Source organism: Hyphomonas oceanitis, assembly GCF_036964545.1.
Lineage (GTDB): Bacteria > Pseudomonadota > Alphaproteobacteria > Caulobacterales > Hyphomonadaceae > Hyphomonas > Hyphomonas oceanitis.
Window position 1 is genome coordinate 837,408 of the sequence record NZ_JBALTL010000001.1, and the last position, 15,012, is coordinate 852,419.

Annotated in this window: 10 protein-coding genes; 8 read left to right on the forward strand and 2 right to left on the reverse strand. The window is 63.2% G+C overall.

Going from position 1 to position 15,012, the window contains the following annotated elements:
* Positions 1 to 157: 157 nt before the first annotated feature.
* Together pbpC and V7651_RS04180 are read right to left on the reverse strand one after the other, a co-directional pair.
* Positions 158 to 2,215 (reverse strand): penicillin-binding protein 1C, encoded by a 2,058-nt coding sequence (pbpC, locus tag V7651_RS04175; protein WP_335612310.1) that lies wholly within the window; start codon positions 2,213 to 2,215, stop codon positions 158 to 160.
* Positions 2,216 to 2,219: 4 nt separating this feature from the next.
* The gene (locus tag V7651_RS04180; RefSeq protein WP_335612311.1) at positions 2,220 to 7,193 is read right to left on the reverse strand and encodes an alpha-2-macroglobulin family protein; all 4,974 of its coding nucleotides are present in this window, start codon (positions 7,191 to 7,193) and stop codon (positions 2,220 to 2,222) included.
* A 170-nt stretch (positions 7,194 to 7,363) separates the two neighbouring features.
* Between V7651_RS04180 and V7651_RS04185 the strand changes: the two genes are divergently transcribed.
* From V7651_RS04185 to V7651_RS04220, 8 genes are all read left to right on the forward strand, one after another.
* Positions 7,364 to 7,771: a YbaN family protein gene (locus V7651_RS04185; RefSeq protein ID WP_335612312.1), complete on the forward strand. Its 408-nt coding sequence runs from the start codon at positions 7,364 to 7,366 to the stop codon at positions 7,769 to 7,771.
* A 3-nt stretch (positions 7,772 to 7,774) separates the two neighbouring features.
* Positions 7,775 to 8,548 carry an SDR family NAD(P)-dependent oxidoreductase gene (locus V7651_RS04190; RefSeq protein WP_335612313.1) on the forward strand — a complete coding sequence of 258 codons (774 nt, stop codon included), beginning with the start codon at positions 7,775 to 7,777 and terminating at the stop codon, positions 8,546 to 8,548.
* Positions 8,549 to 8,712: 164 nt separating this feature from the next.
* A complete protein-coding gene (locus tag V7651_RS04195; RefSeq protein ID WP_335612314.1) occupies positions 8,713 to 9,288 on the forward strand; it encodes a type 1 glutamine amidotransferase domain-containing protein in 576 nt (191 codons plus the stop codon).
* Between the two features lie 104 nt (positions 9,289 to 9,392).
* Positions 9,393 to 10,598 (forward strand): BaiN/RdsA family NAD(P)/FAD-dependent oxidoreductase, encoded by a 1,206-nt coding sequence (locus tag V7651_RS04200; protein WP_335612315.1) that lies wholly within the window; start codon positions 9,393 to 9,395, stop codon positions 10,596 to 10,598.
* A gap of 56 nt (positions 10,599 to 10,654) precedes the next feature.
* Positions 10,655 to 11,398, forward strand: a complete 744-nt coding sequence (locus tag V7651_RS04205) for a TVP38/TMEM64 family protein (protein WP_335612316.1) — start codon at positions 10,655 to 10,657, stop codon at positions 11,396 to 11,398.
* Positions 11,399 to 11,542: 144 nt separating this feature from the next.
* On the forward strand, positions 11,543 to 13,075 hold the full coding sequence (locus V7651_RS04210; RefSeq protein WP_335612317.1) for a 2-isopropylmalate synthase: 1,533 nt from the start codon (positions 11,543 to 11,545) through the stop codon (positions 13,073 to 13,075).
* A 65-nt stretch (positions 13,076 to 13,140) separates the two neighbouring features.
* Positions 13,141 to 13,734 (forward strand): exopolysaccharide biosynthesis protein, encoded by a 594-nt coding sequence (locus V7651_RS04215; protein WP_335612318.1) that lies wholly within the window; start codon positions 13,141 to 13,143, stop codon positions 13,732 to 13,734.
* A 93-nt stretch (positions 13,735 to 13,827) separates the two neighbouring features.
* A complete protein-coding gene (locus V7651_RS04220) occupies positions 13,828 to 14,967 on the forward strand; it encodes an OmpA family protein (protein ID WP_335612319.1) in 1,140 nt (379 codons plus the stop codon).
* The last annotated feature ends 45 nt before the right edge of the window (positions 14,968 to 15,012 follow it).

Consider the following 15,012-nt stretch of genomic DNA (forward strand, 5'->3'; position numbering starts at 1 on the left):
GCAAACTCTTAAATTCTACGGACGGCGGACAAATGCTCCGTCTGAAGCGACATATGGGATGCGCGCCGCTGTCGGAAAGACAGTAATCGCAGACCTAACATATTTGTGTTGCCGCCGTGTTGTCGCGGGGTGTCAAAAATGGGGCAATGCCGTGTTTTTAGGCAGGCCCCGTCAGCACCCTGACCCGCACGCGGCTGGCGCGACCCGCAGCATCCACTGCAGTAACCGTATAAAAGCCCTCGCGAGTCGGTGACCATACCGGGGCACCCGCGTCGTCAATGTCGCAGGGAGCACCATCAACGTACCAGGAGAGCTGCCCTTCGCCCCGGCCGGCCAGCACAAAACCGCGGGCCTGCTTACCATCGACGGTTCCGGCCCACAGCTCGGCTTCGCTCGGCGGGAACAGGATCTGCGGTGGCGCTGCGGCGGCAAAATCGCGGATGGCGCCCTTGGATTTGAGGCGTTTTTCGCTGGTCAGGCGCCCGCGTGCCTCGCCCGTATCGCGCAAATGATGCGCGGCGCGGTCGGCAATTTCGAAAAGAATTGGCAGCGCCGCATCCCCGCCTGTCACGCCCGGCCGGGGGGCACCATCGGCCCGGCCCATCCAGACAATGATGGCCAGGTCACCTGCCACACCAGCCGCCCAGGCATCGCGGTAGCCGTAGGATGTACCCGTCTTGAACGCGATCTGCGGCGCATTCTCTGTGAGGCGGCCCGGCACCCGGCCCGCCGGTGTCGGCCCGTTTTGCAGGATGCGGATGATCTCGTCCGCGCTCGCCTCGCCGATCAGGCGCTGGCCCGGCTGGTCGTGAACGGCGGCTTCCTCATCGGCCCGCCAGACCAGCGGCTTGGCAATGCCCTTGTCGCCGAGCGCAGAATAGAGAACGGCCAGTTCGCGCGCTGTCAGGCCTGCCCCGCCAAGGGCAATCGCGAGACCCGCCTGATGGCTGGCAGATCCCGCAATGCGCGGGCTCGCGCCCGCCAAACTCAGCTGGGAGACAAAGCGGTCCGGCCCGACCTTGTCGAGCATCATGACGGCGGGCACGTTCAGCGAGTGCTGCAGGGCATCCGACACACGCACATCGCCGCGAAACATGCGGTCGAAGTTTTCCGGCTGATAGGCCGCAAAGCGGCGCGGCAGGTCCGAGATCAGCGTATCGGGCGCGGCGGAGCCATCATCAAAGGCCATCGCATATATAAAGGGCTTCAGGGTCGAGCCCGGCGAGCGCGCCTGCGCGGTCAGATCGAGCCAGCCGCCCGGGCGTTCCCGCGATGCAGAACCCGCAATCGCCCGAACGGCGCGCGTGGGAATGTGCACGACCAGCGCCGCGACCTGAACATCGGCGCCAGCAGCCTCGGCCTGTGTCAGCGCAATCCGCTCGACTTCCGCCTGCAAGCTGGCGTCGAGCGTTGAGCGCACATCGCCGCGCGGACCGCTGGCGAGCGCCTTGGCAGTGCCATGCCAGGCGCGGTCCGGGAAATCACGCCGACGGCCCGGCACGCCGGATGCGGCAACATCCGCCACATCATCAGCCGAGAAAACGCCATACATGCCGAGCTTCTTCGCCACCCAGTTGCGCGCCTTGGCGGCTTGCTCGGGCCGGCGATCCGGCCGGCGTGCCTCGGGCGACTGCGGCAGCGCGATAAGCAAGGCAATCTCGTCATCGGTCAGCCGGTCGGCCTCGTGGCCGAAATAACTCCAACTCGCTGCCCGCACGCCTTCAAGATTGCCGCCATAGGGTGTCAGCGTCAGGTAGAGCGCCAGGATTTCGTCTTTGGACAAGCGCCGCTCGATCTGGTGTGCGCGGACAATCTCGATCAGCTTGGAGCCGATATTGCGTTTGCGCGGCTCAAGCATCCGCGCGGTCTGCATGGTTATGGTCGAACCACCGGACACAACCCGGCCCGAAAGCGCCGAATCGACCGCCGCCCGGACCATGCCTGTCCAGTCCGTTCCATGGTGCTGGCGGAAGCGCTTGTCTTCGACGCGGATCAGCGCCTCGATGAATTCCGGGTCGATCTTGTCGAGATCGCCATGGAAACGCCAGCGACCGTCATTGGTCGGGAAGGCGCGCAGGGGTTTCCCGGCCCGGTCAGTGACCAGAGCCGAGATCTCCCCTGCCCGCTCCAGGGGTGGCGGCAGCAGGGCATCGAGCGCGAAAGCCGCGCCGACGAGCAGGGCAAAACCGGCAAGAAGGCGCCTGCCTGGCCCCATGAGCCTACTTGCCTCCTGCCGTCGTTCCCGTGCCACCCGTGATGGTCACACGGCCAGGGGCCGAGCGTGCATAGACCGTGGGGCGGTACATGTCTTCGACCACAACGCCCGGCATCGCAAAGTCGCCCGGCGTCACCGCCCGCACGACATAAGCCACCGTCAGAGGCTCGCCATAGACATCGAGCGCCGCAACATAACGGTCATCCTGCGCCTGTTGCGTCTGGGCATAGGCAAGATCGCCGAGGAAGGCGAACGCACCGGACGTCTCGCCCTCACGGCGGCCATCAGCCGGACGCAGGACCGTTTCGATCTCGAAGCCGGCTGGCAGCAAGTCCGCCACGATCACCGGGTTGAGCCGGTTTTCCTGCGGCGTGACCGAGACGCGCACGACCAGCTGGTCGCCCTGCTTGACGCTTGAAAGATCAACCTTGCCCCCCGTCATCGTGTAGAAGGTCTTGTCCGTCTTCAGTTTCGAGGAAGCTGCTGGCGGGGCCTTTTCAGGGGCGCCGGTGACCAGCACGGTACGGAACATGGGTGCCTTGCCTTCCAGCTTGAACTTCACGCCGGAGGCGACCTGGGCTTCCGAGACAAGATACTGACGTCCGTCATCCTTGCCGCGGCCGAGACCTTCGACCATCAGGCGGAACGCGTTCTCGCCCTTGTTGAAGTCGTTGACGGCCAGCAGCGTGAACGCCTTTTCCTGCGTGGTCATGGCATCGGCTTCCGGCACATCCTTGCCGAGACGTTCGGCGAGACGGGCCACAAGCTCTGTCATGTCGGCTTCGCTGGCGAGAGCCATGACACCGGCAAGATCGCGCAGCGGCGTCTGGTAATAATCGCCGGTGTTCTGGTAGCCGAGTGCTTTCTCGGCTGATTCAAAGGCCGAGGTTGCGCGGGCCCGGTCGCCCATGAAGGCGAGGCCGGCACCGATCTGGGCACGCGCGAGCGGGCTGTCGATGTTCGACAGTTCGCGATCGTGCAGGTAGCGCAGACGCGAGATATCCGCCTCCCCTGCTTTGGCCAGGACATAGAGCGAATAGGCCGCCGAACGGAACATCATCTGTTCCTGCGTGTCGTTGGAATAACGGCTCTCATAGACGTCCGTATCATAGCCGTAGACGCGCCATTGATCGCCGGTCGATATCGCGCGCAGGGCGCCATAGGCCCGGTCGAGCGCCTCGTCCGGCACATTGTAACCGGCCGCTTTCGCGCGATAGACAAAGTCCGTCGCATAGGCGCCGAGCCAAGGCGCGGCATAGCCATCGCCTTCGCGCCAGAGACCGAAGGCGCCTTCAGCCCCCTGACGGTTCAGGATCGTATTGACGGCAGTCTGGACCCGGTCACGCGCATTGTCGCGCGCACCCTTGGCCCCCATCGCGACCAGCTGCTCGGAATAGAGCAGCGGCATCGCGCGGCTGACCGTCTGTTCGGTACAGCCATAGGGATAACGGTCGAGCGAGGCATAGAGCGTCGCCGGGTCGACCGGGATGCTGGAGAAGCCAACCGTGACATCGGCCGATCCCGGCACATAGCCAGCGAGCAGTTTCGGATCGATCGAATATTGCTGGCCGGGCTGCATGAGCGCGCTCGTGGAGCGTGTCTCGGGCAGGTAGGGCGAGCGCGTCTGGATGTCATAGGTGTGCTGGACGGCATATTTGTCCGGGCCGGTCACGGCGATGCGCACCTGCGAGATGCCTTCACTCTTGGCTTCGACACGCACAGGCGCGTCAGAGCGTTTGCCGGTCTGCAGCGTGCGCGTGAGGCGGCTTTCAGCCACTTCGATCGGTCCCGCGCTGGAGATGTCAGCGGTGAACTCGCCAGCCGGCAGTTCGACATTGTCGATGCTGGCGGTGAGGAAGGCCTCGTCACCGGGCGCCATGAAGCGCGGCAGGATGAGATCGGATGGCGCCGCATCGCGGACGGTCATCTTCGCGTCGCCCTGACCAAGGCCGGTCTTCGACCAGGCCACAGCCATGATGCGCAGCTCGCCATTGAAGTCCGGTATATCAAAGCGGACTTTGGCTTTGCCCGAACGCCCGACCTCGACGAGGCCGGAGAAGAGCGCGACCGACTTGGTCGGCACAACGGTCAGGCCTTCGCCGCCGAGCTGGTCACCACCGGTGCGCACTTCGGCAGGCAGGCCCATGTTCGGATCGAGCAGGCGACCATAATCGTCATACTGTTCCACGCCCAGCGCCTTCTGGCCGTAATAATAGGCGACCGGGTCCGGGCTCTTGAACTTGGTGAGCTGGAGGATGCCCTCATCGACAGCCGCGAGGGTCAGATAGACAGGTTCACGCGGGCCACCGCCGAAATCGACTTCGACGACCTGCTCGCCGCGCGGACGGGCCACTTTCGGGGCATTCACGGTCAGCTTGAACGTACGCGCATCCATGTTGACGGGCACGTGCGCCACGCCGACAGCGCGGCGCGGTTTGGCCTGCAATACAGGGTCACGCTCGGTATAGACATTGACCATGACATAGGCGCCCTCGCCCCATTCCTCGGTCACGGGCAGGGACACGCGTGTGCCGCCCGCCGTCACATTGAGGTTCTGGACCGAAAGAACGCGGTCTGTCGCGACCACGATCTGGGCCTGCCCGTCATAGGGCGGGATGATGGTGATCTCGGCTGTCTGACCGGGCGTTGGCGACCGTTCCGGGCCCATGACACGGACACGGTCCGGCGCTTCAACACCATCGTCGGAGACACGGCCACCCCAGCCGACATAGAAATCGTCGCTGGCCGCCGCGCCGACATTGACGCCTTCAGCTTCGACCACGAGTTCATGGCTGCCCCATTCAAGGCCGCTGACCTTGATCTCGGCCGTGCCGCCCGCGGTTGTCGAGACGACACCTTCATTCACCTTGGTCACGGTGCGCGACCGGCGCCAGCGCCACTCGTCGCCATCGCGATACCAGTCATAGTGATAGTCGATCGCCAGCATTTTCCAGGCGAGACGCTGGGCCACGGCGGCGCCATCGGAATTGACCGCCACCACCTGATAGACCGTATCTCCGCCCTCTTCGACGGAATCATCGAAGCCGGGCTTGAGACCGATATAAAGGCTTTCCGGGCGATACGGGATGCGCACGCTATCGGTCACCGCGCGGCCACCGGGCTCAAGCACGCTGACGACCGTATTGATCCGCAGCGGACGGCCTGCATTGCTGCCGGCATTACCGGGCGCGACCCGCACAATGGCCGCCCCTGCTCCATCGGTTGTCTGGTCAGGCAGTTCGATGATGCGCTCTTCAAAGGTCGCGTCGAAGCGACCGAAGGCAAAGCCGTCAAAGGCGGGGAACGGGTTCGGCTGTGGCTCGAGCCGGGCTTCGGCCTTCACCGTCAGGCCTGCCCCGGGCGCACCGTAGAGGAAGCGCGAGGCGACGCTGATTTCGCGCGTGCCGCCGAGTTTCATTGCCGTCTTGTCGTCGGCTTTCAGGTCAACCGCGATACGCTGGGGCACGAAGTCTTCCACCGCAAAGGTCGCGGCGCCGGAGGTTTCCGACAGGCCGTCAATCTCGATGGCCGCACGCCACTGGCCCCGCGAGGCGCCCTTGGGCAGCTCGAAACTGTCGAGCACCGCGCCAGAGTCCGGCGCATCAAAGCGCACCTTTTCCGCGACAAGCCCGTTGGGGCGATAGATCACGAGATTGCCAGCGCGCTTCTCGACCTGACGCCCTGCGCGGTCGCGCAGCAGCGCAGAAATCTGCACCGTCTCGCCGGGGCGATAGATGCCGCGCTCGGTATAGACATAGGCGTCAACAATACCCGGCGTGCGGCGCCCACCGGCCACATGCTCGGACATGTCCACAGGCGCGCGTGTCAGGTCCAGCGCCGCCAGTTCACCCTTGGCGCTATAGGCGAGGATCATTTTCGGGGCGAGATTGCCGGCGCCGTTGATCAATGGGCCGTCAAACGCAACACGGCCCTGCTCGTTGGAGCGCGTCTCGGCGAGAATTTCATTATTCATTGCCACAAGCTGGACTGTCGTATCCGGTACGGGCTTGCCGTCCTGCAGCGAGCGCAGGGTGACATCGAGGCCGTTTTCGCCCTGATAGGCCGTGATCGCCAGATCGGTTAGCATGATCCAGCGGCTGGACGAGGCGGGCGGACCCTCCTGCGGGTCGAGCTTCGCGGCATCCTCAATGCGCACGTAGTAGGCGCCCGGCTCCATCGTGCCGATCACGTCCTGCAGCGGGAAAACCGAGATCACCGGCGCATTCTGCTCGGCCGCAATCTCCATCGTACCGGACCAAAGCTCGGTCTCGACTTCGCTCGGGCTGTCTTCACCCCATGAATAGGAGTAGCGGCCCTGCGCCGTGGTTTCGCCTTGTGTGATGCTCTTGAAGGCCAGCGCGCGATCATTGATGCGCGAGACCTTGATGGTCACCTTGTTCACATTGACGGTCTCGATGGGCAGGCCGTCCGCATCCTCGCGCGGCAGGATTACGCCTGCGCCCTTGAAGCCGACATAGGGCGGCCGGTCAGCGAAATCGATCGGCACGCTCTCTTCACGCTTCAGCGTGCGCCCATCAGCGGAAGGCAGGCCGGACAGGATGGTCGCCGTGCGGCTGGTGCCGAATGTCAGGCCACCCACGCAAAGCTCGCGCCCCTCGACACTGAGCGCAGGCCGGAAGGCCGGGCGGAATTCGATATAGGGCGAATAGTCGGCCTTGGGGTCGAGCGCGGCGGAGAAGACGAGACAGGCGAGCGGCTGCTCACCCGAGGTGTCGATGCGATAGCGGAAATAGGAGAATTCCTGCTCCTGCGCGGCAAGGGCCTTCTGGCGGCGCTGTTCCCGCTGGCGCGCGGCCACCTGGTCCTTGGGAGAGCGCTGGACGACTTCGCCGGCCATGCTGGCCTCGTCGGAAGGCTTGTCCTTGCCACCACCTCCGCACGCCGCAACCAGACCGAAGAGCAACGCTGCCATGACAGCCTTGTACTTGCCTCGAGTGCCCGTTCCGAACTGCGCCATGAACCTCTCCTGCATTTTCTATTGGTATCCATACACCGCTTGGGCACGGCGCCAACAGGGCGCGATTGGGTCAATTCAAAGGAATATTGCGATATTGTCAGACAGCTCACCCGACGGCGCAGTCTTTATCTGCCTTGCCAGCCGCCGCATTGCGCCCGATGTATGCCAGCATGTGGGCCTGGCGCATCCTTGGAATATTCGCTTTCGTGCTGGGGGCGATTGGCGTGGTGCTGCCCGTCATGCCGACGACCATTTTCTGGATCGTCGCGGCCTTTGCCTTTGTCAGGTCCGACCCGCGCTGGGCCGCGTGGATTTATGCCCGCCCCGGCATAGGCCCCCAGATCCAGACATTTGTTGAGACAGGCCGGATCGGCATGCGCGGCAAGGCTGCGGCGCTGGCTGGCATGGCGCTCGCCGCCGCCGGGACGATCTTCCTCTTCTGGAAGCACCCCTGGCCCATGGCCGGCAGCCTCGGTTTCCTCGCCATCGGCGCCGCCTTCGTGATCAGCCGCAAAGCGCCGCTGGCCGACACCGCGCCACCGCCTCAAAACATACAAACAAAAAAACAGGGAGAATAAGTCATGGATCTCGGTCTGAAGAATAAAGTCATCTTCGTCGCTGGCGCCAGCCGGGGCATCGGGCTCGGCATTGTCGAGGCCTGCCTCGCGGAGGGCGCCAAGGTCGCCATTGCTGCACGCGGCGCAGAGGCGCTTGAGGAACAGCGCGCCCGACTCGCCAAGCAATATGGCGAAGACAAACTCTGGGCTCGCGCCGGTGACCTGCGCGACTCCAAGACCATCGATTCCATGATCGACGCCATCGAGACCGAGTTCGGCCCGCTCTGGGGCGCCGTCGCCAATGTCGGCCTCCACCCCTGCCCTCCCGGATTTGAAGTCGACGACGAGACCTGGGATGGCGGCATCAGCCAGAACCTCGACTCCGCGTTCAAGCTGGCGCGCTCGGCCCTGCGCCGCATGACGCCGCGCGAGGAAGGCTCGGTCCTGATGATCACGTCGATTGCAGGCCTCGGCGCCCTCGGCACCCCGGTCACCTACGGCACGTCGAAAGCCGCCATGAACCACCTCGCCAAGGAACTCGCCCGCGTTGCAGGGCCATCAGGCGTGCGCGTCAATGCGATTGCACCGGGCAACATCATCTTCCCGGGCGGCGACTGGGAGACCCGTTCCGAAGGCGAGCGCGGCGATTCCTGGAAGAAATGGATCCGCCGCGAAGTGCCGCTGCGCCGCTTCGGCAAGCCGGAGGAAATCGGATCGGCCGCCGCCTACCTGCTCAGCCCGCTTGCGAGTTTCGTCACGGGGGCCGTCTTGCCGGTCGACGGCGGACAAACAAAATAACGTCTGTCTACGCACGTCTTGCGCATTACCCAAGTGTAACAGTTTCACCTGCAACCATTACAGGTTCCGGGCATTGATCAGGCACAGGGATATTCCTGAAGCGGCGCAGACCTCTCGCGTGGCCTGCCGACGCACCAGAACACTAGAAGCAAGGAGACATATCTATGACTCAACGCGCTCAAGGACGAAAACTCGCTATCCTCGCCACAGATGGATTTGAACAGATCGAGCTGACCTCACCGAAGGAAGCCATCGAAAACGCTGGCGGCGAGACAACAATTGTTTCGCTTAAGCACGGTACAATCCAGGCGAACAAGCACCGCGAGCACGGCGACACATTCAAGGTCGACATGATACTGGATGATGCAAAGGCCGAAGACTTCGACGCCCTGCTCATCCCCGGCGGCCTGTTTAGCCCTGACGCTTTGCGCACCAACCAGAAAGCCAAGGATTTCACCTCGGCCTTCTTCAAGCAGATGAAGCCAGTCTTCGCGATCTGCCACGGTCCGCAGCTGCTGATCTCGGCCAACCTCGTGAATGGTCGCGAGATGACCGGCTTCCCGGCCATCCAGCAGGACCTCAAGAACGCAGGTGCCCGCGTGCTCGACCAGTCAGTCGTCGTCGATTCCGGCCTCGTGACATCACGCTCGCCGGATGACCTGGGCGACTTCAACGCCAAGATCGTCGAGGAAATCTGCGAAGGCAAACATGCCGAACAGCGCCAGTCCGTCACCGCATAAGACGAACGGCGTCACTCCAGAGGGAGTGAAACGTGCAGAACCGCCAAGCGCGCTCCTTCGGGAGCGCGCTTTTCTTTTGCGGCCCGCTGCGGCATAGGCCAGCGATGACCGCCTCCCCCTCCACTTATGATGCCATTGTTCTCGGCGCCGGCGCGGCTGGCCTCTTCTGTGCCGGACGCATGGGACAGGTGGGGCTCAAAGCGATCGTGCTCGACCATGCGTCAAAGCCTGCGGAAAAGGTACGCATTTCCGGCGGCGGGCGATGCAATTTCACAAACATCCATACGGCCGCAGACCGGTTCATTTCGCAGAACCCGCATTTTGCCAAGTCAGCGCTCGCGCGCTACACGCCCACCGACTTTATCGACCTTCTCGCACGCCACGGCATCACCTGGCATGAGAAGACACTCGGACAGCTCTTCTGCGACCAGAAATCAGGCGCCATCATCCAGATGCTGCTGAACGAGATGGAAGCATCCGGCGGCGAATTGCGCCTCAGCACAGAGATAAAGTCAGTTACCCATGCCGATGGCCTGTTCACGGTGGACACGTCGGGCGGCCTGCTAACCGCACCCAAGCTCGTGGTCGCAACGGGCGGCCTCTCAATTCCGAAGATGGGCGCGACCGGCCTCGCCTATGATATCGCCCGCCAGTTCGGACATGACATCATTCCCACCCGCCCCGCGCTTGTGCCCTTCGTCTTTACCGGCGCGGACCAGGAAGACTTTGCCTCCATCTCGGGAGTGGCCTGCGATGTTCGCGCGCAGGCTGGGAGCGCCAGTTTTGACGAGGCCATGTTGTTCACCCATCGCGGCCTGTCGGGGCCAGCCATCCTTCAGGTCTCCTCCTACTGGTCGCCGGGCGAGCCAGTGACTCTCTCCCTCCTGCCAGGCACCGACATTGCCGAGACCCTGAAAGCGGCCAAGCGCGACCGGCCGATGCAGACGCTTGGCTCCGCCCTTGAGACGCTTTTTCCCAAGCGGCTGGCGGGAATGGTCCAGGAACGGTCCGGGAATACCCACACTTTACGCCTGGCTGACACATCACATGCCACATTGGAGGCCCTTGCGGGGGCGCTGAAGGACTGGAAAGTCCGCCCCGCAGGCACGGAAGGCTGGCGCACGGCAGAGGTGACGGCCGGTGGGATAGATACGTCCGGCCTGTCATCGCGAAGCATGGAAAGCCGCCATGTTGCAGGACTCTATTTCATCGGCGAATGCGTCGATGTGACGGGCTGGCTCGGCGGCTACAATTTCCAGTGGGCCTGGGCCAGCGCCGCAGCGGCTGCAGAGGGCGCAGCGGCGGCTTAAGCGCAGTGCAACGCGCCGCTTGACGCACGCCCGCGCTGGTTCCATTCGATGCGCCCATGAGTGAGATGGACAAGACCGCCAGCCAACCCGCCCGCAGGACCCTGCTCCTCGGCGGTGCGCTGCTGCTCGGCGTGATCATCCTCTTCGCCCTCGGCAAACTTGGCATCATGCCGAGCGAAAAGGCGCTCAATGCCTGGATGGAAACCGTCGCCGGCAGCCCCTGGGGCCTACCCGCCATCATCCTCGTTTTCTGCGTCGCCGCCTTTCTGGGCGTGCCGCAATTCGCCCTGATTGCAGCAGCTGTGGCCGTGTTTGGCCCTTGGCTCGGCTTTGCCTATGCGTGGATCGCCAACATGTTTGCCGGCTCCCTTGCCTTCTGGCTCGGTCGTCTGGCGGGCGAGCAAATGTTCCGTCGCTATGCAGGGGCGACCGCCAACCGCCTGTCGTCTTTTGTCGGGCGCAATGCCTTCGCGACCAGCGCGCTGATACGCAATGTCCCGACCGGGCCCGCTGTCATGGTGAATATGGCATTCGGCGTCAGTTCGGCAAAGTACACCAACTTTGCGCTGGGCATGGCGCTGGGTATCCTACCTAAAATCGCGCTGATCGCCTTTGCCGGGCAGAGCCTCTTTGCCGCCATGAAAGGCAATCCCGGCCTTGCCGTTCTCGCCGCCATCATCGCCGCCGCGATCTATGCCGCCATCGCGCTTTATGCCCGGACGCGCATGGGTCCAAAGGGGCAATCTGTCCCTTTGATACGCGACAACCCAGTTGACACGGGGCCGAAACAAGATGATTAAACCAGCTATGTGCAAGATTTTGCCCCTTTGCCTCCTGCTTACCGGCCCCTGGCCGGAGCCGACCGCCTAGGTAACAGGCAGTTGCGCGGCCAGGGGAATGCTTCCAGCCCCCCTTTTTCTCATTAAGCAGAGCCCGCAAACATCATGACTGCCAATCCACATATCCGTATTTTCGACACCACTTTGCGTGACGGCGAGCAATCGCCCGGCGCCTCCATGACCCACACAGAAAAGCTCGAACTCGCGAGCCTGATGGAAGACATGGGCGTCGACGTCATCGAAGCCGGTTTCCCCGCTGCATCCGACGGCGACTTCGCCGCTGTTAGCGCCATCGCCGCCCAGTCCAAGAGCGCCGTCATCTGCGGCCTCGCCCGCTCCACGCCGGGCGACATCGAACGCTGCGCCGAAGCAGTGAAGAAAGCCGCGCGCCCGCGCATTCACACATTCATCTCGACCAGCCCCGTGCATATGAAGCACAAGCTGAAAATGGGCCCGAATGCCGTACTCGAAGCTGTCGGCCGCTCCGTAGCTCAGGCGCGCAACCACACAGATGACGTTGAGTGGAGCGCTGAAGACGCGACGCGCACCGATTTCGACTTCCTCTGCAAGTGCATTGACGTCGCCATCGCGTCCGGCGCCACAACGATCAACGTGCCCGATACGGTCGGCTATTCGCACCCCGATGAATATGGCGCCCTCTTCCGCCGCCTGATCGAGAACGTGCCGAATTCCGACAAGGCCATCTGGTCGGCTCATTGCCACAATGACCTCGGCCTCGCCGTCGCCAACTCGATCTCGGCTGTCGCCAATGGTGCCCGCCAGATCGAATGCGCAATCAACGGCCTCGGCGAACGTGCCGGCAATGCCGCGCTGGAAGAAGTCGTCATGGCGATGAAGGTGCGTGAGGATACGCTGCCCTTCGCGACCGGCATCAATCCGATCTACCTGTCGCGCGCCTCAGCCATGGTCAGCCGCATCACCGGCTTCCCGGTGCAGTACAACAAGGCCATCGTCGGCAAGAACGCCTTCGCGCACGAAAGCGGCATCCACCAGGATGGCATGCTGAAAAATGCCGAGACCTACGAGATCATGAAGCCGGAAGATGTCGGCGTCGCGAAAACCTCACTGGTCATGGGCAAGCACTCCGGTCGCCATGCCTTCCGCGACAAGCTGGAAAGCATGGGCTATTTCCTCGAAGGCGACGCCCTGAACGACGCTTTCAAGCGCTTCAAGACACTGGCCGACAAGAAGAAGCACGTCTTCGATGACGACATTGCCGTGCTCGTTGACGACCAGCTGGCCGCCGAAGGCGAACGCATCGTGTTCAAGCGCCTGCGCGTCGTCTGCGGCACTGATGGCCCGCAAACAGCCGAGATCGACCTGACGGTTGAAGGCGAAGAGAAATACGCCATCGCGCGTGGCAACGGGCCCGTAGATGCCGTGTTCAACGCGATCCGCCAGATCGTGCCGCATGATAGCGTGCTGGATCTCTATCAGGTCCATGCCGTGACCGGCGGCACCGATGCGCAGGCGACGGTTTCGGTTCGCCTGAACGGTGAAGGCATCATGGCTACGGGTCGCTCATCTGACCCCGACACGCTGGTCGCCAGTGCGAAGGCCTATCTCCATGCGGTCAACAAGCTTGAAGCCCGCAAGGCCAAGCGTAAGGCCGCCTAGGGAACCATCCCACACCTGACGCGATTCATGTGTGCAGACACATCGGATCGCGTTAGGAAGCGGGCATGGCCAAGGTAAACAACCTGGAATCGCTCCTCGCGAGCCTGAGCGAGCAAACAGCTGGCGAAGACGTCAGCGTGCGTGATATGCTGAACGCAGTCGGCCGGCGCTCCTATGGGCCGATCCTGCTACTGTTGGGTTTCATTGCGATCTCACCTTTGACGATCATTCCAGGCACAAGCTGGCTGGTTGCCCTCGTGATCCTGCTGATTGCCGGACAGATCGTCCTGGGCCGTGCATTTCCGTGGGTGCCCAAGCGCATTCTCGACTTCTCGTTCCCACGATCGGCGCTTGTTACGGGCGTGGAGAATGCAAGCCAATACGCCCGCCCCGTGGACAAGGTGCTGAAACCGCGCCTCGCTTTCCTGTCGCGCCCGCCCTTCATCAGCCTTTCGGCCCTCGTCTGCATCGCGGCCGCGCTGGTGATGTTCCCGCTGGGTCTGGTGCCGTTCGGCCCCGTTTTGCCCAGCCTCACCGTGCTCCTCTTCGGATTGGGCCTCACGGCACGGGATGGCTTTTTACTGATCGCGGCCGCCGCAGGTCAGGCCGGAGCAATCTATCTTCTGATGCGCGTGTGGTCTGCGCTGCCCTTCGGTTGATCAACGTAGATTCCCGTATCAGGACACTCAGCTTGCACCGCTTTGCCGCACACTGTTACATGACACAGCGCAGAATGCGCCGGGATCGGGATAATGGCCACTTTCAGCCTCTTGGAAAAGCGAACCGCGTCGCGACACGTGCGCTACCGGTCGGCCCGGCGCCTGCCTTTCATGCCCTATGGTTTCGTCCCAGCCTTTGGCCTGCTTGTGCTCCTGTGGATCGGCATGGGCCCCTTTGCAAAATACGTCATTGAACAGTCGGTCATTCGCTCGACCGAGCAGGTAATTGAAACGAATGATGCGGGATGGGCGCAGGCCGTTGTCTCGGGACAGCAGGTCTGGTTGGAAGGCCAGCCCGCAACGCCGATGGAAGGGGAACAGCTCGTTTCCCTGGTGCGTGCGGCGCGCATGCCTGCCCTGTTTGGCGACGAGCGCCCGGTGACCCGCGTGCGCGCACGCTATGGAGCCCCCGTTACGTCGACAAACCCGACCCGTAAGCCGGAATGGACCTTCAGGGTGTCGGACGGCATCCTGAAACTCGAAGGCAACGTGCCGGATGAAGTGACCCGCAGCTCACTCGCTGCCGCCGCTGAAGGCCTTGTCGATGGACAGCACATTGCACGCGTTGATGATTTGCTGACGGTCACGCACGTTGCCGATAATCCGGCCTATACCGAAGTCGCCCTGAAAGGCATCTCCGCCGTTGGCCAGTGCGACCAAGGCGTTGCGACCTTCCTCAATGAAGAGTTTTCGCTCCGCTGCGAGTTGCCGAATGACGGCGTGCCCCGCATTCAACAGCTCATCGCCCAGCCGCTGCCGATCGGGCGTCTTGGCAATGTCGACATCCTGCCGAATGAGGCCGTCGCTACGTGCGACAGTTCGCTGGCGGACCTGCTGGGCACCACGCATATCGAATTTGCGCTCGCCAGCGCGGAAATCGACCCGTCGAGTGATGACCTGCTGCAGTCGGTGGCAGATGCCGCAGCGAACTGCCCCGGAACCCTGCGAATTGAAGGCCATACCGACAGCATGGGCAGCGCGAATGCCAACGAGCTACTCGGTGACGCCCGCGCTGAAGCCGTACGCGAGGCGCTGATCGAGCGGGGCATTCCTGCTGACCGCCTGATCGCCGAAGGCTTCGGGGCCCGCCGCCCGATTGACGACAACACGACGGCCGAAGGCCGCGCCCATAACCGCCGGATCGAAATTCGCGTCGTCCGTGCATCTGATTGACCCAAGCCGCCCGATCGGGCCTTCTGGAATCCCGAGTTCAAAACC